Consider the following 18376-nt stretch of genomic DNA (forward strand, 5'->3'; position numbering starts at 1 on the left):
CACCCGAGATATACGGCGGAATCTTACACGAACGATAACCGAACACCCTCGCGACCGGGGCAAAGCCAAAGGTCTAACATCTCCTTGGGAACCCTATGGAACATCCAGGGCCTCCCCGGTTCGTCGCGGTCGGCGACGCGGTCGAGCTCGCGCCGCGCGACCCCGACCCGGCGGCGACCTACGAGTGGCGGATCCGGGCCGCCCCGCTGAACAGCACCGTCGAGCTCGACCCCGATTCGGCCGTCGTGGAGTTCGTCCCCGACGCCCCGGGGACCTACGAGATCGAACTCGACGCCCCGGACCGGACGCACCGGCTCACCGTTCGTGCGTTCCCGGGCGAACTGGCGCCGACGGCCCGCGCCGGCGGCGCGAGCGGCGCCAGCGGGATCAGCGGGTTCCAGAGCGGATCGGCGCGCTCGCCCGGCGAGAGCGGCGGCGTCTCCGGGTCGGGATCGGGAACCCACTCCGAAGGCGGTGGCGGCGGCCGCCCCCGCGTCCAACTGCACGGCGCCGTCGAGGGGAGCGACCTCGTCGTCCGCGCCGATCCGCAGCCGCACCCCGACAGCGACACCGACCGCGACGACGTCGTGGTCGAGTTCCTCGTCGACGACCGCGACGACGTCGACGAGAGCGACGTCGCGGTCGACGGCTGGGAGCTTCGTATCCCCACCAGCGCAGTCGGCGACCGCGTCCGCGTCCACGCCGTCGCGGTCGCGGATTCCTACAGCGTCCCCGACACCATCGAGTTCGCCCGCGAGGCCGTCCCCGACGGCGGCGACGGCCGCGTGGTGACGATCGGCCCCGAGGGGTCAGGGACGGAGGCAGGGAGCGCCGACGCCGACCGGACCGCCGACCGGGACCGCACCCCCGACGGCGGCCGCGCGGGCAACGACTCCCGGGACGACCCCGAGACGGAGGCCTTCGAGATCGTCCGCCCGAACGACCCGCCGGCGTGGGCGACGGAGGTCACGCTCTATGAGATCTACGTCAGAGGGTTCGCTGGCCCGCCCGAGGAACAGGACGCCGACACCGTCTTCGACGCGATCGCGGAGCGGCTCGACTACCTCGAAGATCTGGGCGTCGACTGCCTCTGGCTCACGCCCGTCCTCCAGAACGACCACGCGCCCCACGGCTACAACATCACGGACTTCTTCTCGATCGCCGAGGACCTCGGCGACCGCGAGGACTACGAGCGGTTCGTCGAGGCCGCCCACGACCGCGGGATGAAGGTGCTCTTCGACCTCGTGATGAACCACTCCGCGCGGGACCACCCGTTCTTTCAGGACGCGTACAAGAACCCCGACTCGGAGTACTACGACTGGTACGACTGGCAGGACAGCGGCGAGCCCGAGACCTACTTCGAGTGGGAGTACATCGCGAACTGGAACTTCTCGAACTTGAAGGTCCGCCGGCACCTGCTCGACGCCGTCGACACGTGGTCCGAGATCGCCGACGGCTTCCGGTGCGATATGGCGTGGGCGGTCCCCGACTCCTTCTGGCGGGAACTCCGGGACCGCGTGAAGTCCCGGGACCGCGACTTCCTCCTCCTCGACGAGACCATTCCATACATCGCGGACTTCCACGACGGGATGTTCGATATGCACTTCGACACCACGCTGTACTTCACGCTGCGGCAGGTCGGCCGCGGCGACGAGCCGGCGGACGCGATCCTCGACGCGATCGACCAGCGCGCGGAGGTCGGCTTCCCGCCGCACGCGGCGTTTATGCTCTACATCGAGAACCACGACGAGACCCGGTACGTCGTCGAGTGCGGCGACGACGCCGCCCTGGCGGCCGCGGGCGCGCTCGTCACGCTGCCGGGCGTCCCGATGCTCTACGGCGGCCAGGAACTCGGCCAGCGCGGCCGCCGCGACGCCCTGGCCTGGGACCACGCCCGCGAGGAGTTCCGCGAGCACTACGATCGCCTCCTCGACATCCGCGAGGCGGTCGACCCACTCGGCTACGCGGGCGACCTCCGACGGATCGAATACGACGCCGACACCGACCGCGCGGTCGCGTTCGAGCGCTCGCTCGACGGGGACGCGTACGTCTGCGTCCTCAACTTCGGCGAGTCGACGGCGACGGTCACGCTCGACGGGCTGGAGGTGGATCCCACGGACGTCGTCTCCGGCGCGTCGCTGGCGACCGCCGAGGGCCTGGCGGTCGACGACGTCGCGGTCTTCCCGGTCGCCTGAGGGCCGGCGCGATCCCCGATGGCCCACCCGGACCCGGATCCGCCGCGACTACTCGACCGGCGCACCGACGATCTGCTCGCCCGACACCGCCGCATCGAGGCGGCCCACGAGGACCGGTTCGCGGTCGCGGCGGAGCTCGCAGCGCACCTGGGCGGCCGCGTCGTCGGCGACGAGACCGCCGCGTTCGGCTTCTGGACGCCCGAAATCGTCGAGCGCGGCGTAGAGACCGTCTTCCTGGAAATCCTCACCCCGCCGTGCGACCTCGATCCCGGGCGAACAGAGCGCCGTGAGGTCCGCTTCGACCGCACGCGCGTCCCGCTGGCGCGGCGCGGCGAGTACCACTGGGGCGCCGTGGCGGGGATCCGTCCGGGCACGCGCGACACCCTCGGTTCGCTCTACCGGCTGGCATACGAGACCGACGACGGCTGGGAGACCGCCCCCGATCCGCTGGCGTCGTCGCTGCCGTTCGGGGCGTTCGGCCCCGCGGAGCTCTACGACCGCGACCGCCTCGACCGGGACCGGACGGACCGCTCGTACTTCGCGTCGCTCGGCACCGACGACGAGCGCGTCGCGACGACCGTCGGCGACGACGGCGTCCCGCGGATCGACGCCGCGACGAACGTCCTCGAAGTCCATCCCGGGACGGCGACCGAGGCCGGCTCGCTCGGAGGCCTCGCCGACCTCTTCGAGTCGATCGGCCGGAAGCGGCGGGCCGGAGACGATCTGTCCCCGTGGGAGCGCAACTTCGCCGGCTACGACGCCGTCGAGCTCCTCCCGATCGAGCCGGTCACCGAGAGCCGCGAGCGGCACGACTTCTGGATCGAATCCGACGACCCCGACGGCTCCGGCGACGCCACCGGGGCCGCAGAGTCCGCCGATCCGACCGCCGCCGAGTCCGTGACGGCGACCGTCGCTCGGCCCCGGATCCGAAACTGGGGATACGACCCCGTGATCGCGGGCTTCGCGGCGCCGAACCCCGCGCTCCTGGCGTCGGGTCGGCCCGACGAGCTCGTCGACTTCGTCGCCGCGTGCCACGCCGGGCCGCGGCCGGTTCGCGTGGTCTTCGACGTCGTCCTCGGCCACGCCGAGGGGCGGGCGACGGAACTGCTCCCGAGCCGCTACTTCGACGGGCCGGGCCCGTACGGCAAGCGCCTGAACTACGCCGATCCCACCGTCCGCGCGGTTCTCCTCGAACTCCTGCGCCGGAAGCTCCGTTACGGCGCCGACGGAATCCGCGTCGACGCGTCCCACGACGTCCGGCGCGGAGGAGCGGCCGGCGGCGAGTCGGCGATCGACGACGCGTTCCTGGCGGCGATGCGGCAGATCGTCGTCGAGGTCGCCGGCGCCGAGTACCGGCCGTGGACGATCTACGAGGACGCCAGGCCGTGTCCGGACCCCGACTGGCCGCTGACGGCGACGTTCCGCGGACTGCTCGATCAGCACCCCGCGGCCTTCCAGTGGTCGCCCGTCACGTTCGGCGACAACACGCCGGGGCTCTCGACCTACTGGGCGCGGAACTGGTGGCGCCTCCGCGAGGTCGCCGACGCCGGCGACCGCTGGCTCACGGGCGTCGCCACCCACGACACCGTCCGCCGCGGGACCCAACTCGACCCGCACGGCGAGGCCGGCCGCGTCCCGGTGAATCCGCGCCTCGGCGACGACCCGCGGGAGCGACACGTCCGCGCCTACGACAACGCCGCCGTCTCGCTGCTGTTTCACGCCTTCCTCCCCGGCGTCCCGCTCGATTTCGCCCACGCGAACGTGCGCGCGCCCTGGGGGTTCTTCCGCGACACCGACGACGGCGGTGTCGGCGTCGTCGCCGACGAGGCGAACGCGCTCCACTGGGCGGTCCGCCCCGCCGACTTCGACGACGGGCGCTTCTTCCGGCGGACGAAGGCCCTCGGCTTCGAGTCGCTGTCGGCGCTCCGGTCGTTCACCGACGCGCTGTCGGCCGCCGTCGACGTCGCGGGCGCGGACCCGGCGGCACTGTCGGACGTCCTGGCGCGGACCGACCACCCCTTCGAGGACTGTTCCGCGGACCGAATCCGCACGTTCGCCACCGCCTGGCTGAATGACCTCCGCGACGCCGCCGTGCTCGAACGGTGGCGCGACTGCCAGGACGGGGCCAGGACGTCGTTCCGGCTGCGCGTGCGGGAGTTTCGTCGGGATCGGCCCTGGCTCCGGCATAGCCTCGCCGACGGTGACTACTTCGCATATAGGCACCCGGCAGACGGGACCGTGCTGTACTACGGCTACCGCGCGGCGCCCGCCGACGCAGAGACGGAAGGACTGCTCTTCGCGGGGAATATGGAAGGCCGTCCGGTGACGGTCACACCGCGGGGGATCGCCGAACTGGCGGCCGACGACGGTGGATCGGCAGTCCCGCCCGATGGGTGGGAGCCGGCGCTCGTCCCGCCGGGCGTCGCCCTCGGCGACACCGACGGGTCGGCGTCGCTCGACAACGCCGAGGCGGTCGTCTGGCACCGTCCGCGCTGACCCGACCGCGGCCGTCCGAAACCCACAGATACGAGTTACCTCGGTCCGTAGCCCCCGGCAGTGACCGAATCGTACGTCTGCCCCCACTGCGGGCGCGTCGAAGACCGCTCGTACCGGGTCCGTTTTATGATCTTCACGTGCCCGGACTGCGGAGAGAACGGTCGGTTCCTCAACGAGTCCCTCGTCGATCGCCTCGACGAGGTCCCCGAGGCGGAGCGCCCGGAGGGGTGGAGCGAGATGCCCCTCGACGAGCGCCTGCGGTACGCCGTCGAGGAGGGGCTCTTGGACGTGTCGTTCTCCGGACCGATGTAGACGCGTCCGGAGCGGCGTCGTGTCGGTTTCGACTACGCCGGTGTGCCGATCGAGCTGTTTTCCACGGCGCTGGCGCTCGTCTCCACGGCGACCCCGCGGACGTAGTCGCCGTCGGGGCCGACCCACGTGCCCTCGCGGCCGCACTCGGTCGTGAGCCGACAGACCCGCGTCTCGGGCGGCCAGACGGCCCGGACCGAGTCGCCCCGGGCGTCGAGGGTCACCTCCTGGCGGTACGTGACGCTCGACCCGCCGACGCCGACGAACGTCACCGCGAGGTCGACTTCAGCGCGGCCCGCTTCGAGCGGCACGTCGCCGAACCGCGAGCCGCCGGCGTACGGGAGGTTCCGCACCCGCGCCGTCTCGGGACCGATGGTCCACTCGACGGTCACCGACTCGTTCGCGGTCGCGTTCGCCGGCACCGCATAGCGCGCGTAGCCCTCTGGCGTCTCGATCCGGACGCTCGCGCTCGTCGCCTCCGCGGGGACGCCGACGGTGGTTCGCGCTCGCACTCGCTCGGCCTCGATGACCCGAAGCCGCGTGAGTTCGGGGTTCACGGGCGTCGCCGCCCCGGTCCAGGTCCCGCGGTAGGTGAAGCGGTACGGCGTCCGATCGGTCGCGTTCAGCACCCGGAGGTCGCGGTCAGGACCGCCGTCGGTCGCATACACCACGTCGCCGTCGTAGCCGGGATCGGAGCGGAGGTACTGGAAGGGGTGGGCCTGCCAGTCGCCGTAGGGGTCCGGCGTGAACACGAGCCCGTCGTCGAAGGACCGGTCCTCGAACGGCTCGTAGGTGGCCGCGAGGTTCTCGGTCCGGAGTTCGTTCGCCGCCAGCGGATGCTCAATCACCGAACGCTCGGCCGACGCCACGACCGGCGCGGCGGCGACGAGCGCCACGAGGACGACGAGCCGCGCGCGGCGACGCGTCGTGACCGACGAGAGGACGTCGGCGGCGCCGCGGACGAGGAAGGCGACCCCCGCGGCGGTGAAGACCGCCACGGGGATCAGGGCATCGAAGTGGTAGAACGGCCCCAGCAAGTCGATGAGTCCGTTCCGGAGGCCGTTGTGCGTGCCCCAGAAGTACGCCTCGCCGAGGAACACCGCGGGGACGACCCCGACGAGCACCGCGCGGACCTCGCCGTCGGTCATCCCCGCCGCGGGCCGGAACCGGGCGCGGAGGTTGACGCCGCGGGCTCGCCAGGCCGCCCCCGCGACGCCGACGAGCGCGAGCGCGGTCCCGAGGCTCCCCGCGGCGACCCACTCGGTGAAGAAGTACTCCGTGACCGTGACCGTGGTCTCGTGGGCCAACTCCGGCGTGTAGTTGCGCTCGTAGTTGAGGATCTCGTGGGGGCCGAACCCGATGCCGTCGTTCGGCGCGAACGCCGCGTAGGGGAACACGAGCAGGTCGCCGGTCACCACCGCGTTGTAGGCGAGCGTGACGCCGACGAGCGCCGCGCCGGGGAGCGCGACGGCGAGCGAGCGCCCGAGGACGTCGCGGAAGCCGTCGGTCCACCCCGCCCGTCGCCACGCGACCGCAAGCGACAGGAGGGTGTGCGCGATGAACGGGAGCGCGAAGAGCACGGCCGTGTACGGCCGACAGAAGAACGCCAGCCCGGTCGCGACGCCGGCGGCGGCGCCCCAGCGCGGGCTCCCGGACCTGGCGGATTTGACGTAGGCGACCGCGAACGCGACGTTCAGCATCGTCGCGGGCGCGTACGAGAAGAACGTCGCCGACGTCAGTAGGAACAGCGGCGCGGCCGCGAGCGCGGGGACGGCGAGGAGTCCGACGCGGCGGTCGAACGCCGCCGCCGCGAGCCAGTAGACGCCCGCGGCCGTGCCGGTCGCGACGAGGCCGAGCGCGAGATTCCAGTCGCCGAGTAGCCGCCCGACGGCGAAGACCGCGGGCGCGACCGGCGAGTACTTGCTGTACATCCGAACCCCGCTCTCGGTGCCGTCGACGACGAAGAACCACGGGCGGACGGCCTCCCAGGGGATGTCGCCGGGCCGGAGGAACAGCTTGCCCTCCAGGAGCATCGCCGCTTGGTAGAGATAGACGCCCTCGTCGTCGTTGACCGAGTGGTACGGGAAGAGATCGACCGCGAGGTAGTAGATCAGGAGACCCACCCCGACGGCGAGCGCGGCGGCGACGACCCGCTCGGGGTGGGCCCGCGCGCCCTCGATAATTCGTCCGAGGCGGTCGCGAACGCGGTCTGTGGCCCCTCGGAACACGGATCAGCCGCTGTACCGCTCGCCGTCGCCGGGGCGCTGTTCGCGCGGGAACCACGCGAGTTCGTGGTCGGCGTCGAGCTCGAGGGCGACGGGACCCTCGTCGGGGACGTCCTCGTCGTGGTTGTGCATACACTGGATCGACTCGCCGGTCTCCAGTTGCACCTCGTAGAGGAACGTCGGCCCCAGGTACCGACGCCCGACGACCTCGCCGCAGGCCTCGTCTTCGACGCCGGCCCGGCGGACGCTGACGTCGTCGGGGCGGACCAGGAGATCGATCTTCGTGTGGTCGTACTCGGAGGCGAGCCCGTGGATCTGCTCGCGGGGGACGGTCCCGAGGTCGGTCTCGACGCTGTCGCCGGAGACGTAGCCCGGGACGAAGCTCGCATAGCCCAGGAAGGCGGCGACGAAGCGGGACTCGGGGTGCTGGAAGACGCCCTCGGGGTCGCCGATCTGTTCGATCTCGCCGTCGTTCATCACCGCGACCCGGTCGGAGATCGACAGCGCCTCCTCCTGGTCGTGGGTGACAGAGACCGCGGTCACGCCGGTCTGTTTGATGATGTCGCGTACCTCCTCGCGCATCTCGACGCGGAGGTCGACGTCGAGGTTCGAGAAGGGCTCGTCGAGGAGGAGGATCGCCGGCTCGGGCGCCAGCGAGCGCGCGAGCGCGACGCGCTGCTGTTGGCCGCCCGAGAGCTGATCCGGGTAGCTGTCGCCCTGTCCCGCGAGGTCGACGAGGTCGAGCAGTTCGTCGACCCGCTCTCGGACCTCGTCCTCGGGGCGGTCCTTCAACCCGAAGGCGACGTTCTCGCGGGCGGTCAGGTGCGGGAAGAGCGCGAAGTCCTGGAACACGACGCCGACGCCGCGCTCTTCGGGCGGGACGAACGGCGTCCCCGACACCGCGCGTCCGTTGAGCCGGACGTCGCCGCCGTCGGGTCGTTCGAGCCCCGCGATCATCCGCAGCGTGGTCGTCTTTCCGCAGCCCGACGGCCCAAGCAGCGTGAGGATCTCGCCCTCGTGGACCGACAGCGAGAGCCCCTCGACGACGGTCTCGGCCCCGTAGGACTTCTCCAGTCCGTCGAGTTCGAGGACGGCGTCGCCGCGGTCGCTCTGGTCTGTCCCCGAACCCTGTGTCGTCGGGGCGACGGTACCGTCTGCGCCGCCGGTCGCGTCGGCGTCGCTTCCGACGCCGGTCCGATGGTCCGATTCTACGCCAGCCTGTGTGCTATTTGACATCATATCCCTCCTGTCTGAGAATCACGAGCATCGAGAGCCCCGAGACGAAGAGCAAGACCAGGGCCGGTATCGCCGCCTGTCCGAAGTACCCCGACTCATACGCTGTCCAGATATGCGTGACCAAGGTGGTAAAACCCGACGGTCGCAGAAGCAGCGTCGCCGGCAGTTCCTTCATCGTCGTCAGGAAGACGAGCGCGGCCCCGCCGAACAGGCCCGGCGCGACGAGCGGCAGCGTCACGTACCGGAACGCGCCCGCGGACGTCTGGCCGAGGGTCCGCGCGGCCTCGGGCAGTTCGGGGTCGACCGTGAGGAACGACGCCCGGAGCGAGCCGACCGACTGCGGCAGGAAGCGGATCACGTACGCGAACACGAGGAGATAGAGCGTCTGGTAGATCGGCGTCGCGTACTGGCTCCCGAAGTACACGAGCGCGAGGCCGAGCACGACGCCGGGGACCGCGTAGCCGACGTAGCTGATCCGCTCGAACGCGGTCGGCAGGAAGCCGTCGTAGCGCGCCGAGAGGTACGCGACGGGCAGTCCGGCGACGACCGCGACGGCCGCGGCCGCGGTGGCGACGACGACGGAGTTCGTCACGTAGGACCACTGGAACGCCAGCGACTGATTCACCGACGCGGTGGCGGTCCCGAGCCACGAGAGCAGGATGACGACGGGCACCGCCAGCGCCAGCCCCGCGATCAGGGTCGCAAAGCCCATCGCCGGGTACCGCCAGGCGCCGAGCGACAGCGTCGCGCGCGAGCGGCCGCCCGCCGTCGTCCGCTCCTCGCCGCGGACGCGCGCTTCGAGCCAGAGGATGAAGAGCGTCACCGCGACGAGCTGGAGCGACAGCAGGGTCGCGGTGTCGCGGCCGAACGTTCCGAACTCGACGAAGATGACGCGCGTGAACACGTCGTAGCGCATGATCGACGGCGTCCCGAAGTCCGCGAGGACGTAGAGCGCCGAGAGCAGCGCGCCGGCGGCGACCGCCGGGCGGATCTGCGGGATCGTCACCCGACGGAACGCCTCCCAGCGGTCGTGTTCCAGCGTCCGGGCCGCGTCGATCAGCGTCGTGTCCATCGACTTCAGCGACGCCCGCGCGGTGATGTAGACGTACGGGTACGTGTACAGCGTGAGGATCAGCACGGTCCCTTCGAGCCCGTAGATCTCGGGGATCCGCTCGATCCCGAGCGGCGCCAGGAACCGCTGAAATCCGCCCTGCGGACCGAACGCGGAGACGAACGCGAAGGCGCCGACGTAGCTCGGGATGACGAGCGGAAGCGAGACGACGACCGTCCAGAAGCGCCGGAACGGGATGTCGGTCCGGACCGTCAGGTACGCCAGCGGGACGCCGATGAGGACGCACGTCGTCGTCGTGAGCGCGACGAGGATGGCGCTGTTGACGAACACCTGGACGGTGGTCGGTCGGGTGAGGAGCGCGAGCGCCTCCGCGTAGCCGACGGAGAGTCCGGTGCGGACGAGCCACAGCACGGGCAGCACGACCGCGGCGGCGACCGCGGCGGCCGCGACCGACACCCCGAGGGGGAGCGGGCTCTCCTCGTCGGCGCCGTCGTCGGTCGTCTCGTGCTCCGTGGCCATCGTGTGTGTCCGTCTCGGAGGCTCAGAGGACGCCGGTCTCCCGCAGGAGATCGATCGTGGCCTCGAGGTCCGAGAGTTGAGAGAGGTCTAGATCCTCCGGTGGGTTCAACTCGTCGATCGCGGGCAGCCGACCGATCGGCTCGATCTCGGGGACCAGCGGGTACTCGAAGGTGGTCCGCGCGAAGTAGTCCTGGGCCTCCGCCGAGAGGAGGTGCCGGACGAAATTCGAAGCGAGCGTGTCGTCCTCGGCGGTGTCGAGGACGCAGGCGCCCGCGACGTTGAAGATCGCGCCGGCGTCGTTCTGGGTGAACGTCGTCCGGAGCGGCGCGGAGAGCCCGCGGCGGGCCAGCACGCGCTGGATGTAGTAGTGGTTCGTCAGCCCGGCGGAGATCTCGCCGTCGGCGACCGCGCGGGCGACCTGGAACTCGTCGGCGTACTGGCTCACGCCGAGGTCCTGCATGTCGGTGAGCCACTGCCGCGTCGCCTCCTCGCCTTCGAGGATCCGCATCGCGGTGACGAACGCCTGGAACGAGGAGTAGGTCGGCGCCCACCCGAGTTCGTTCTCGAACGCCGAGACGTCGGGGAACGACATGATGTCGGTCGGGATGTCCGACTCCGCGAAGGTGTCCGTGTTGTACGGGACCGAGCGGGCGCGGCCCGAGGTGCCGATCCACGCGCCGCTCGACGCGCGGAAGCTCGCGGGGACGAACTCCAGGACCTCCTGGGGGAGCGACTGGGTCCGCCCGCGGTCTTCGAGCGCGCCGAGCGCGCCGGCGTTGACCGAGTAGAAGACGTCGGCGGGGCTGTTCTGCCCCTCGGTCTCGATCTGATTCACCAGTTCGGCCGCGGAGTTGTACAGCGGCCGGATCGTGAAGTCCGGGTAGAGGTCCTCGATGAAGGAGACGAGTTCGCCGACGAGCGCCTGCCCGCGGCCGGAGTACAGCGTCAGTTCGCCTTCGAGGTCCGGCATCTCCTGCATCGAGACGCCGTCGGAGATGTCCCGGTCGCCGAACGGGGAGCGACCGGATCCGATCTGTTCCGGCGTGTCGCCGTCGACGCTGCCGGCGTCGGTCTCGGTGCTCGTTTCCGTCCCCTCGCCGGGGGTGTTACATCCTGCCACGCCGACGATCCCCGCGGCGGCGGCCGCCTGCAGGAACCGCCGCCGGTTCGGCCGCCGAGAGAAGTCCTGTGATTCGTCCATATCCGATTTAGGCTAACCTAAAACGTATATACCTTCCGGTTCGGAGAGAGCCGGCGGGGACGTCCGGCGCCGTCGCTCGCCGGCATCGCGTCGGAGAAGTCGAGCCGGCCGGCCGCTCAGTCGTCGGCGACGACGGCGTCGCGGGGCGGATCAGCTGGCGACTCGGCCAGTTCGGTGAGGCAGTCGAGCCAGTCGAGCCAGTACTCGCCGCAGTGATTCAGGAACGCGCCGTTGTTCCAGTCGCCGAAGTCGCTCGTCGCCAGGGCCGTCGCCATCGCGTCGGCGGCCGCGCGCCAGGAGTCGGCGTCGTCGCCGACGGCGTCGACGACCTCCCAGACGTGCTCGTTGAGCTCCAGGCCGGGGACCTCGTTGTTGAGGTCGTCGAACGTCGGCCGCGGCGCCTTGTTGTGCTCACAGAGGGGGTAGCCGTTGACGACGTCCTTGTCGAGGAGGTCGGCGGCGCGCTTGAGGAACACGCCCGACCAGATGTCGTCGAAGCGGCCGACGTCCCACTCGTTGTCGTCCATCGGGAGCTGGTAGAACGCCGGCACGACCTCGCGCTCGAACGCGAGGTTCATCGAGCACACGGTGAGGTACTGGCCGGGTTCGGCGACGAAGTCGCCCTCGAAGTCGTCCTTTCCAGTCCGGGTCTGGGCCTGCCCCTGCAGGTCGCCGTCCATCAGGATTCGGACCGCGTCGAGGTCCGGCACGTTCGTCCAGAGCCCCTGGGAGGCGACGACGTCCGTGAGCTCCTGTCGGTCGGTCTCGACGTCCTCGTCCATCGCGGAGTAGGGGTACCCGCGGGGGTAGAGACCGTGCTCGTCGGCGTTCTGGTAGAGGACGTTCACCCAGCGCTCGTCCGAGCGGACGGACTCGACCTCGTCGGTGCGGTCGAGGTTCGCCATGTGGCGGCCGAAGAAGTCCCACTCGTCGTGCGGCAGCGTGTCGTCGTCGATGAAGACGCCGCGCTCGAACCGCGGGTGGGCCCACATATACAGGAGGCCGAAACTGGTCTGGGCGTGGGAGGCCGCCGGGATCAGGTGGGAGAACTCCGAGAGCCCCTGGGACTCGAACCACGCCTCGCGGCGCGAGCCGTCGTAGACCGCGCCGTCGACGCCCTCCTCGTCGAGCATCCGTTCCATCGCGTCGGTGTCGCAGAAGTCCTCCGTCACGAGGAGGACGAACAGCCGGTCGAGGTCGAAACCGTGCTCGCGGGCGTTGTCGAAGTAGGCCCGCATACACTCGTACTCACGGATCGTCGGCACGATCACACAGACGTCCTGTTTCATTGCTCCGGGCTATTTAGGCCGCCCTAAAAACTCTGTCGCTATGGACTGCACGCGGGGGTCGGGCCGGCGCCGAGGCGTTTCGATCCATTCTTGACCCTCAGCGACCGCCTCGGAGTCGTGTCGAACCCGACTCTCGCCCGAGACGCGGCGGTGGGCCTCCGGGCCGGCGCGCTGCTGTCGCTCGTCGCCGCCGTCGCGTGGGTCACGGGCGCGCCCGCCGTCTTTCCGAGCCTCGGCCCCTCCGCGTTCGTGCTCGCGACGGCCGACTCCCGCCCGGACGGCGACGTCGTGATCGGCGGCCACGCCGTCGGCGTCGCGGCGGGACTCGTCGCCTACAGCATCGCCGTCGCGCTCGTCACCGTTCCCGCGGCGCCGCTGTCGTTCGAGCCGCCGTGGCTCGTGCTCAGCGGCATCGCCGCCGTCGCGCTCACCACCTTCGGAATGCGGGTGACGGACCTCGTGCATCCGCCCGCCTGCGCGACGACGCTCATCGTCGCACTGGGCCTCCTCGAACCCCGACCGGCGGTCCTCGTGATGCTGCCGGCCGTCGCCTCCCTGCTCGTCGTCGACCGCGCCCTCGACGCCCTCAGTCCGTGAGCGAATCGAGCAGGCGGACGGCCTCGTCCTTCGCGAGCGGGTCGTTGGCGTTGCCGCAGTGCGGCGACTGCACGCAGGCGGGACAGCCGTCCGCGCAGTCGCAGTCGGCGATCATCTCGCCGGTGTGGGCGAGCAGCCCCTCGATCTCGTCGTAGCCGCTCTCGGTCAGGCCGACGCCGCCCGGGTAGCCGTCGTAGACGAAGATCGTCGACTGGCCCGTGTGCGGGTGGTGCGGCGTCGACAGGCCGCCGATGTCGCCGCGGTCGCAGAGAAACGAGAGGGGAAACAGCGAGATCATCCCGTGTTCGGCGGCGTGGATGCCGCCGTTGAAGCCGTACTCGCCGCCCATCTCGCGCATCTCGACCTCGACGTCCCGCGGCACCGTGAAGTACAGCGCCTTCGTCCGCAGGGTGGTCTCCGGGAGGTCCAGCGCCTGCGTGCCGATCGCCTCGCCGCGGCGCGGGTCCCGGCGCTCGAAGCCGGTGATCCGCTTGCGCATCGTCACCTCGGCGAAGCGGATCTCGGTGTCCGGCCGGGCCGAAAGCGACTTCTCCCGCAGATCTTCCTCGACCGTGATCGTCTTGTCGTGGAGGACGCGCGTGTAGTAGTCCGCCCAGGTGCGCTGGAGCGTGGCGACGTCGCGGTCGAGATCCAGCTCGGCGACCTCGTAGGTGGTCCCCTGGTGGTGGTAGATCGCGCCCTCGTGGGCGTCGCGCAGGGCGTCCGAGAACGACAGCGACGCGATCACCTCACCCGAGCGCGAATCTACGAGGTCGATCTCCCGGCGCTCGATCGTCCGCAGGCTCATCTCGTGTTGGGGGCTCCCGTCGCCGTCGTGGAGCCAGCGGATCCCCCGATCGGTCTCCCGCCGATCGAGCCGTCCCGACTCGGTGAGGTTGGCGACGACCTCGGAGAATCCCTCGCCGAAGTGCGCGTCGTCGTCGACCCGAAGCCAGTTCTCGGCGGCCGCGCAGGCGACGTGGTCGGGGAGCAGTTCCTCGTTTTCGGGATCGCAGACCGCCCGTTCGGGCTCGCCCTCCCAGAACTCTTCGGGGTGCGAGAGGAGGTACTGGTCCAGTTGGTCCTCGCCGCCGACGAGGATCACGAGCGCGTCGTCGTCGCCGCGCCCCGCGCGGCCGGCCTGCTGGAACGCGGACATCCGGGTGCCGGGGTAGCCGTCGATGAGGACCGCGTCGAGTTCGCCGACGTCGACGCCGAGCTCTAAGGCATTGGTCGACCAGACGCCCCGAACGGAGCCGTCGTGGAGGCCCGCCTCGATCTCCCGCCGCCGCTCGTTCCGCAGGGTCGACTGGTAAGCCGTCACCGACGTCGCCGCGTCGTGGTGGCCGCGCTCGCGGAGGTCCGACGCGCTCTCTTTGGCGTACCGCTCGGCGGCCTGTCGCGCCCGGGTGAACGCGAGCGTCTGGAAGCCCTCGGCGACGAGGTCGACGAAGAGGTTCTTCGTCTCGACGTGGCTCGACCGGCGGCGACCGCTGCCACCGGAGGCCGCTGCCGCGCCGCCCCCGTCGCTGCCGTCCGTCCCGTACTCCGGCGGATTCCACAGCAGCCAGTGCTTCGGCCCCGTCGCGCTCGTGTCCTCGTCGACGAGGCGGAAGGCGTCCGCCTCGCGCCCCGTCACCCGCGCGGCGTGCTCGATGGGATTGCCGATCGTCGCCGAACAGCAGACGTACTGGGGGTCGCTGTCGAAGCGCTCGCAGATCCGATTGAGCCGCCGGAGCACCAGCGCGACGTGGCTCCCGAAGACGCCGCGGTAGCCGTGGACCTCGTCGATCACGACCGTCTCCAGCGACTCGAAGAACCACTCCCAGAGCCGGTGGGCGTGCGGGAGCAGGCCGTAGTGGAGCATATCGGGGTTCGAGAGGAGCACCGTGGGCCCGCGGTCTCGGATCTCCCGCTTTTCGGACTTCGACTGCCGGCCGGTGTACTGCGCGACCGAGACGCGACTGCCGAACCCGAGGCCGTGGGCCAACTCCGAGAGCGTCTCCTCCTGATCGGCGACGAGGGCGTTCTGCGGGCCGAGGTAGAGCGTCCGGCCGCCGTGGTCCATCGCGCGCTCGAACGCCGGGACCGTGTAGGCGAGGCTCTTCCCGCTCGCGGTCGGCGTCGCGAGGACGACGTCGTCGCCGTCGCGGACGGCCTCGATCGCGGCCGCCTGGTGGGCGTAGAGGCGGTCGATGCCGGCCTCCGAGAGCGCACCCGCCAGCCGGGGTTCGAGGTCGACGTCGGCGTACGTCGGGGACCGGCCCTCGATCCGGCGGTGGTCGCGGATCTGATCCACGTAGTGCGGTCGCTCGCGGAGGTCCTCGACGAGGTCGGCGACGGTCGGGCGGTCGTCCACGGTTGAGTCCCGTCTCACTGTCGGGGCGACGGCGACCTGATCGTTACGGTCCGAGCGATCGCCTCCGGAACCGCGGATCCGCCGATACCGTCCCGCCAGCACGGTTTAGGCCGCGCGGCCCCAATGTGGGATATGGCCGACTACGACGCGGTGCTGATCTACGACGGGGAGTGCCCGTACTGCTCGATCGCGGCGCGGGCGCTCCGCCGCCTCGACGACGTCGGCGCGATCTCGTGGTACGACGAGGCCGCCCAGTCGTTTCTGGAGACCCAGTTCGGCGAGACGCCGTTCGCGATGTTCCTCGTCGACCGGCGCCGCGGGCGGGTCTACGCCGGCCGTTCGGCGGCCGAGGAGCTGGCCGACCGCGCCGGCACGCTCGGCATCGTGGGATCGCTCGTCCGGGAGAACTACGACCGGATCGCGAAGGCCGTCGGGCTCGCCAGCGGACGCGGCCGCGACCCCGACGACTACCACGAGATCTACCGACTCGACGCCGAGGCCGAAGAGCTGTTCGACCGCCTCGTCGACGCGGCCGCCGAGCGGCCCGAAGCCCTCGCGTAGATGAGCGACTCGGAGGTCTACGTCCTCGATCCGGCCGCCATCGAGGCCGACCGCGACCCCCTCGGAGTCGGCGCCGGCGACGCGCCGTCGGGGACGTACGCGCTCGTGTACTCGCTCCGGAAGGCGGCGACGCTCCCCGTCGGCGCGCTCGGCCGGGCCGCGTTCCCGGCCGGCGCCTACGCGTACGTCGGGAGCGCCTTCGGCTCGAACGGGCTGGGCCGGATCGACCGCCACCGACGCGTCGCCGCCGGCGACCACGACGTCACCCACTGGCACGTCGACTACCTCGGCGCCCACCCGGAGACGTCGCTGACGTCGGTGCTCGCCGCCCCCGACGCCGACGTGGAGTGCGCGCTCGCGTCCGAACTGCTGGGGACTGAATCGGCGCGAGCGCCGCCGCTGGCCGGCTTCGGCGCGTCGGACTGTGACTGTCCGGCCCACCTTGTCGCGGGAGCGGACGGAGACGAGCTCCGCTCGGCGGTGCGGTCGGCGTTCGAGGCCGTCTCGGAGTAATCAGACGAACGCCGCACCGGTCCGGGCAAGGCCGGTGCGGGTTCGCGGGTGGCTCGCGGCGCACTCACCGGAGCCGCACTCACGGCGTGTGTCGTACTGCGAGGCCACGATATGCCGGTTGTCAGAGGCACCCCGGCAGGGCCTTCATTCGCCGTCTGACTACTTATACTCACCCACTCGTTCGACAGAATCGTACGAGTGTCAAAGAGTGACTCACGCGGCGGCCCAGAACCGAACGCCTCGCTCGGGGGTCGGCGTCACTCGAACATCCCGGTCGACATATACCGCTCGCCGCTGTCCCAGAAGACCGTGATCACGAGCGGTCGGTCGTCGGGCGCGGCGTCGTCTGCTTCGTCGTCCGCCTCGGGCTCAATGATGTATCCCGGCTCTGCGTCCCGCGCCGTCGCGTCGGGATCGGCGAGCCGTTCGGCGACGCGCTTGGCGGCGAGGTTCGAGGCCCCCGAGGACTGGCCGACGAAGATCCCCTCCTCGCGGGCGAGGCGGCGACACTCGGCCTCGGCCTCGTCGATGGTGACCGTCTCGACGCCGTCGAGCAGGTCCGTATCGAGGTTCGGGCTGACGAAGCCCGGGCCCATCCCCTGGAAGTCGTCGATGCCGGGCTCGCCGCCCGAGAGGACGGCGTTGTCGGCGGGCTCGACCGCGACGATCTCCATCTCGGGGAACGCCTCGCGGAGGCGACGGCCGATGCCGGTGATCGTCCCGCCGGTGCCGACGCCCGCGACGAGCGCGTCGACGGTGCGGTCGCCGATCTGGTCGAGGATCTCCTCGGCGGTCGTGAGGTAATGTGCGCGGGGGTTCGCGTCGTTTTCGAACTGCCTGAGCTGGAACATCCCCTCGGCCTCCAGTTCGTCGGCGCGGTCTTTCGCATCGGAGATGTCGCCCTCGACGAGTTCGATGTCGGCGCCGTAGGCCTTCATAATACCGCGGCGCTCCGGTGACTTCGAGGACGGCATCACGACCGTGAGGTCGTAGCCCTTCACGGCGGCGACGACCGCGAGGCCGATCCCGGTGTTGCCGCTCGTGGGCTCGACGAGCGCGTCGCCGGGGGAGATCTCGCCCTCGCGCTCGGCGCGCTCGATCATCGCGAGCGCCGGGCGGTCCTTCGCCGATCCCCCGGGGTTCTTCGATTCGATCTTCGCGGCGACCGTCGCGCCCGGCGGGGAGTCGACGCGGACGAGCGGCGACCCGATCGTCTCCAGCACGTTGTCCTTCATATCCCACCGTTCGACGGTGGGGCACAAGACGATGACGACGCCGGACGCGGCGTGCCGGTACCGACGACGCGCGCCGGGGACGCGCTCGTCGAGCCCACGAGCGGCGGCGAGACGGAGCGACGCGGATCCGACCGCGAGGTTTACGCCGCCGGCCCGCGTACGGCCGCGTATGTCCGAATCCGAGACCGAGGCCGGCACGCTGGAGACGATGCGACCGAACCCCGCCTGGAGCGCCGACGCCCACGAGGACGCCGTCGAGGCGCTCTCCGAGGAGGGGCTCGTGTTCCGCGTCTGGGGCGGCGACTGGTGCGGCGACTGCCGCGGCCAGCTCCCCGACTTCGGGGCCGCGCTCGACGCGGCGGGCGTCCCCGACGAGCGCGTCCACCACTACCCCGTCGAGAAGGAAGACGACGGGAGCAAGACCGGCCCGCTCGTCGAGGAGTACGGGATCGAACTGATCCCCACCGTCGTCGTCGAACGCGACGGCGAGGAGGTCACCCGCTACGTCGAAGACGAGGACCGACCGATCGCGGCCTACCTCGCAGCGCGGCTGTAACCCCGCCGCTCGG

Annotated in this window: 14 protein-coding genes; 7 read left to right on the forward strand and 7 right to left on the reverse strand. The window is 70.9% G+C overall.

The window, feature by feature from the left end; genetic code table 11:
* Positions 1-95: 95 nt before the first annotated feature.
* The 3 genes from malA to OS889_RS09690 are packed head-to-tail and all read left to right on the forward strand — an operon-like array spanning position 96 to position 5003.
* Positions 96-2195, forward strand: coding sequence for an alpha-amylase MalA (gene malA, locus OS889_RS09680; protein WP_372389444.1), 2100 nt, complete (start codon positions 96-98; stop codon positions 2193-2195).
* An 18-nt stretch (positions 2196-2213) separates the two neighbouring features.
* Entirely contained in the window at positions 2214-4691 is a 2478-nt protein-coding gene (gghA, locus tag OS889_RS09685; protein WP_372389446.1) for a glucosylglycerol hydrolase, read from the forward strand.
* Positions 4692-4751: 60 nt separating this feature from the next.
* Positions 4752-5003, forward strand: a complete 252-nt coding sequence (locus OS889_RS09690; protein WP_372389447.1) for a hypothetical protein — start codon at positions 4752-4754, stop codon at positions 5001-5003.
* A gap of 32 nt (positions 5004-5035) precedes the next feature.
* Here the strand turns inward: OS889_RS09690 and OS889_RS09695 are convergent, their stop codons facing one another.
* From OS889_RS09695 to OS889_RS09715, 5 genes are all read right to left on the reverse strand, one after another.
* Complete coding sequence (locus OS889_RS09695; protein ID WP_372389448.1) at positions 5036-7228, reverse strand: DUF7846 domain-containing protein; 2193 nt, start codon at positions 7226-7228, stop codon at positions 5036-5038.
* A 3-nt stretch (positions 7229-7231) separates the two neighbouring features.
* Positions 7232-8461 carry an ABC transporter ATP-binding protein gene (locus OS889_RS09700; protein ID WP_372389450.1) on the reverse strand — a complete coding sequence of 410 codons (1230 nt, stop codon included), beginning with the start codon at positions 8459-8461 and terminating at the stop codon, positions 7232-7234.
* On the reverse strand, positions 8451-10052 hold the full coding sequence (locus OS889_RS09705) for an ABC transporter permease (protein ID WP_372389452.1): 1602 nt from the start codon (positions 10050-10052) through the stop codon (positions 8451-8453). The genes OS889_RS09700 and OS889_RS09705 overlap by 11 nt, the downstream gene beginning before the upstream one ends.
* A gap of 22 nt (positions 10053-10074) precedes the next feature.
* Positions 10075-11253 carry an extracellular solute-binding protein gene (locus OS889_RS09710; protein WP_372389453.1) on the reverse strand — a complete coding sequence of 393 codons (1179 nt, stop codon included), beginning with the start codon at positions 11251-11253 and terminating at the stop codon, positions 10075-10077.
* 116 nt (positions 11254-11369) lie between these two features.
* Positions 11370-12542, reverse strand: a complete 1173-nt coding sequence (locus OS889_RS09715) for an alpha-1 4-glucan-protein synthase (RefSeq protein ID WP_372389455.1) — start codon at positions 12540-12542, stop codon at positions 11370-11372.
* 117 nt (positions 12543-12659) lie between these two features.
* On the opposite strand from OS889_RS09715, the gene OS889_RS09720 reads away from it, so the two are divergent.
* Positions 12660-13139 carry an HPP family protein gene (locus OS889_RS09720; RefSeq protein ID WP_372389457.1) on the forward strand — a complete coding sequence of 160 codons (480 nt, stop codon included), beginning with the start codon at positions 12660-12662 and terminating at the stop codon, positions 13137-13139.
* On the opposite strand, the gene OS889_RS09725 is transcribed toward OS889_RS09720, so the two are convergent.
* Positions 13129-15498 carry a DEAD/DEAH box helicase gene (locus tag OS889_RS09725; RefSeq protein WP_372389459.1) on the reverse strand — a complete coding sequence of 790 codons (2370 nt, stop codon included), beginning with the start codon at positions 15496-15498 and terminating at the stop codon, positions 13129-13131. The genes OS889_RS09720 and OS889_RS09725 overlap by 11 nt on opposite strands.
* Before the next feature lie 132 nt (positions 15499-15630).
* On the opposite strand from OS889_RS09725, the gene OS889_RS09730 reads away from it, so the two are divergent.
* On the forward strand, positions 15631-16059 hold the full coding sequence (locus OS889_RS09730; RefSeq protein WP_372389461.1) for a DCC1-like thiol-disulfide oxidoreductase family protein: 429 nt from the start codon (positions 15631-15633) through the stop codon (positions 16057-16059).
* Positions 16060-16572: a GIY-YIG nuclease family protein gene (locus tag OS889_RS09735; RefSeq protein ID WP_372389464.1), complete on the forward strand. Its 513-nt coding sequence runs from the start codon at positions 16060-16062 to the stop codon at positions 16570-16572.
* A gap of 257 nt (positions 16573-16829) precedes the next feature.
* Here OS889_RS09735 and OS889_RS09740 read toward each other — a convergent pair whose 3' ends face one another.
* Entirely contained in the window at positions 16830-17807 is a 978-nt protein-coding gene (locus tag OS889_RS09740; protein WP_372389466.1) for a PLP-dependent cysteine synthase family protein, read from the reverse strand.
* Between the two features lie 169 nt (positions 17808-17976).
* Between OS889_RS09740 and OS889_RS09745 the strand changes: the two genes are divergently transcribed.
* The gene (locus OS889_RS09745) at positions 17977-18363 is read left to right on the forward strand and encodes a thioredoxin family protein (protein WP_372389467.1); all 387 of its coding nucleotides are present in this window, start codon (positions 17977-17979) and stop codon (positions 18361-18363) included.
* The last annotated feature ends 13 nt before the right edge of the window (positions 18364-18376 follow it).

Source organism: Halobellus sp. MBLA0158 (assembly GCF_041477585.1).
Classification (GTDB): Archaea; Halobacteriota; Halobacteria; order Halobacteriales; family Haloferacaceae; genus Haloquadratum; species Haloquadratum rubicundus.

Excerpts from the sequence above, each read along its gene's own strand:
- OS889_RS09710 (WP_372389453.1), bottom strand. The coding sequence starts at position 11,253 with ATGGACGAATCACAGGACTTCTCTCGGCGGCCGAACCGGCGGCGGTTC.
- OS889_RS09735 (WP_372389464.1), top strand. The coding sequence starts at position 16,060 with ATGAGCGACTCGGAGGTCTACGTCCTCGATCCGGCCGCCATCGAGGCC.
- OS889_RS09740 (WP_372389466.1), bottom strand. The coding sequence starts at position 17,807 with ATGAAGGACAACGTGCTGGAGACGATCGGGTCGCCGCTCGTCCGCGTC.
- OS889_RS09705 (WP_372389452.1), bottom strand. The coding sequence starts at position 10,052 with ATGGCCACGGAGCACGAGACGACCGACGACGGCGCCGACGAGGAGAGC.
- gghA (WP_372389446.1), top strand. The coding sequence starts at position 2,214 with ATGGCCCACCCGGACCCGGATCCGCCGCGACTACTCGACCGGCGCACC.
- OS889_RS09745 (WP_372389467.1), top strand. The coding sequence starts at position 17,977 with ATGTCCGAATCCGAGACCGAGGCCGGCACGCTGGAGACGATGCGACCG.
- OS889_RS09730 (WP_372389461.1), top strand. The coding sequence starts at position 15,631 with ATGGCCGACTACGACGCGGTGCTGATCTACGACGGGGAGTGCCCGTAC.
- malA (WP_372389444.1), top strand. The coding sequence starts at position 96 with ATGGAACATCCAGGGCCTCCCCGGTTCGTCGCGGTCGGCGACGCGGTC.
- OS889_RS09700 (WP_372389450.1), bottom strand. The coding sequence starts at position 8,461 with ATGTCAAATAGCACACAGGCTGGCGTAGAATCGGACCATCGGACCGGC.
- OS889_RS09715 (WP_372389455.1), bottom strand. The coding sequence starts at position 12,542 with ATGAAACAGGACGTCTGTGTGATCGTGCCGACGATCCGTGAGTACGAG.